This is a genomic window from Thermoflexus sp. (assembly GCF_025055495.1).
Classification (GTDB): domain Bacteria; phylum Chloroflexota; class Anaerolineae; order Thermoflexales; family Thermoflexaceae; genus Thermoflexus.
This window is the reverse complement of record NZ_JANWXB010000391.1, coordinates 1-2,705: the sequence shown is the minus strand read 5'-3', so window position 1 is coordinate 2,705 and position 2,705 is coordinate 1. Positions and strand designations below refer to the sequence as shown.

Below are 2,705 nucleotides of genomic sequence, written 5' to 3'. Positions count from 1 at the left end.
GGGGGGGGCGGGGGGGGGGGGGGGGGGCCCCCCGCGCCCCCCCCCCCCCCCCATATTTTTTTCCCCCCCCCCCCCCCCCCCCCCCCGGGGCCCGGGGGGAGGGGGGAGGGGCTATGGCCTTCCGGCCCGGCTTCGGTTCCTCCAAATCCCCAGTTCATACCTAGACAAGGCACTAAAAGGGGCCTGACCTGCTCCCCTCCCGAAGGCCTCTGGATCGGACCGCCGTCTAAAGTTGGACATGGCATAATTTGTATTCCTTCGCTCCGGCTCGAGGGTCTCCAGCCGCCTGAACGGGCCTTGAGTCTCCGGCGCATTTGCGCTAACATTAAACCCCAGCTGGCGAGGGATTGGAGATGAGGGGCGTGGGGCCCACCATCGGCGCGCCCCACACCCCCAGATATTACACCTGGTCAGAAATGGCCCCGGGCCCTGATAAGCCTGAAACGGGTGGAACATCGACCATGGGACTGGAGGAGAAGCTCCCCCTTTCGCTGGACGCCCGGATCTTCGTCGAGGATCAGCTATATTTCTCCACGGTGGGGGCTGTGCGGACAGAGCGGGGATGGGTCTGCATCGATACGCCGGCTGATCCGTTGCATGCGGCCTGGTGGCGGCAGACCCTGAAGACGATCGCTCCTCTCCCGATCCTCGCGGTGATCTATACGGATGCGGGCCGGGATCGGGTCCTGGGAACGGCGATCCTGATGGAGGAACGCCCCGGCCTGGTCATCGCCCACCATCAGGCCTTCGACCGGATCAAAAGCCACGGGGAGATCGGACGTCAGCAGGTGATGGATGCCCTGATCAACGTGGGCCAGAGCGAATCCGCGGAGCTTCTCAATCGAACCCCGCTGGTGTTGCCGAACCTCACCTTCTCGGACCGCCTGATCCTGAACTTCGGATCGCCGGTGTTGATCCTAGAGCATGTCGATGGAGCCTCCCCCGGTCAAATCTGGGTTCGGATCCCGGAGCATGATGTGGTGTTTGTCGGCGACACCGTGACGCTGAACGCGCATCCGAACCTGAGCGAAGCAGACCTGGAGCGCTGGCTGGAACAACTGCGGCAGTTACATGCCGGGCGCGTGGCCCGTCGCGTGATCCCCGGGCGAGGCCCGCTGGTGGAGCCCAAAGGGGTCTCGCCGGTCCTCGATTACCTCAAGACCCTGCTCAAGCGGGTGAAAACCCTGGCCGGAGGCCGTCGGAAAGTCGAGTTGGGCCCCCTCGTGAACGAATTCATGGCTTACTTTCCGGTTCCCGAACATGATCGCGAACGGATTCAGCGTCGCATTCGCCTTTCCCTCGAGCGTTTGCTGGAGCTGTATGCGGAGGGGAAGAAAATGGAAGCCGGGAAAGCCGCTATGGCTAAGGCTGGATCGCGGAAGAAAACATAAGGCTCACGTTCGGAACGCCTGCCGCTGACTGGACCCGGTTTCAGGAGAGGTTGAGGGCGGTGGGGCGGACGGCCTCGCGGCTGGATCCCTTCCCCCTCCCTGCTGAAGGAGGCGGGGAGGGGCTGGGGAAGGGATGAGGGAATCTTCCGCCCGGCCGAAAGGGAAGACTCCTCATGATGCAGTGGTGTTACCCGGAATCGAATGCGCTGGGAATTCAGGATCCGGTGGTTAGATCCTCGGATTTGCACCTCCCTCTTCTTTTGTGTTAGGATAAGCTTTGCACGGTTAACCTTGGGGAGAGGTGAGCGGATGGCTTCCACGATCCACGAGCCGATCCCCCTGGAAGCGGCCCCTGCCTCCCCACCCCGCCTCTTGCGGCGTCCAGAGTGGTTGAAGGTCCGGGCCCCTCAGGGGGAGACCTATGAATTTGTGCTCCGGCTGATGCGGGGCAAGCGGCTCCATACGGTTTGCGAGGAGGCCCATTGCCCGAACATCGGGGAGTGCTGGGGGCATGGCACGGCCACATTCATGATCCTGGGGGATGTATGCACGCGCTCCTGCCGGTTCTGTGCGGTCAAGACCGGCCGTCCTCTGACGGTGGATTGGGATGAGCCCAACCGGGTGGCGGAAGCGGTCCGGGCGATGGGGCTTTCCCACGTTGTTGTGACTTCGGTCAATCGGGACGAATTGCCGGATGGGGGGGCCACGCTCTTCGCGATGACCATCCGCCGGATCCGGGAGCAGGTTCCGGGCTGCACGGTGGAGGTGCTCACCCCGGATTTCAAGGGGTCCATCGAGGCCCTGCGCATCGTCATCGAGGCGCGCCCGGATATTTTCAACCATAACGTGGAGACGGTGCCGCGGCTTTTCAAGAAGGTGCAGCCTCAGGATCGCTACGAGTGGGCGATGGCTACGCTTTCGAATGCCAAGAAGCTGTGGCCGGAATGCGTCACCAAGTCCGGGATCATGGTCGGGCTGGGGGAGACATGGGAGGAGATCATCGACGTGATGAAAGACCTGCGGGCGGTGGACGTGGATATCCTCACCATCGGCCAGTATCTCCAGCCGTCCCGGAATCATCTGCCGGTGGAGCGGTTCTATCGCCCCGAGGAGTTTGAGGAGCTGAAACGGATTGGCTACGAGCTGGGCTTTCGGTGGGTGGAAAGCGGGCCGCTGGTCCGCAGCAGCTATCGGGCGGAAGCTCAGGCCCGAGCTCTCTCCCGGGTGCCCCGGCCGGCGGAACAGGAAGTGTAACTTCCGAGCTCTCCTGCAGGTTTTGGGGCTGGGGCGTCGCGGAAGGCCACGCCCCAGCCC

General features: G+C 63.5%; 2 protein-coding genes. Both read left to right on the top strand.

Annotated features, from left to right (window positions below):
* The first annotated feature begins 461 nt into the window (after positions 1-461).
* Complete coding sequence (locus tag NZM16_RS12700; protein WP_295449957.1) at positions 462-1,391, top strand: MBL fold metallo-hydrolase; 930 nt, start codon at positions 462-464, stop codon at positions 1,389-1,391.
* Between the two features lie 309 nt (positions 1,392-1,700).
* The gene (gene lipA / locus NZM16_RS12695) at positions 1,701-2,645 is read left to right on the top strand and encodes a lipoyl synthase (RefSeq protein WP_295480707.1); all 945 of its coding nucleotides are present in this window, start codon (positions 1,701-1,703) and stop codon (positions 2,643-2,645) included.
* The last annotated feature ends 60 nt before the right edge of the window (positions 2,646-2,705 follow it).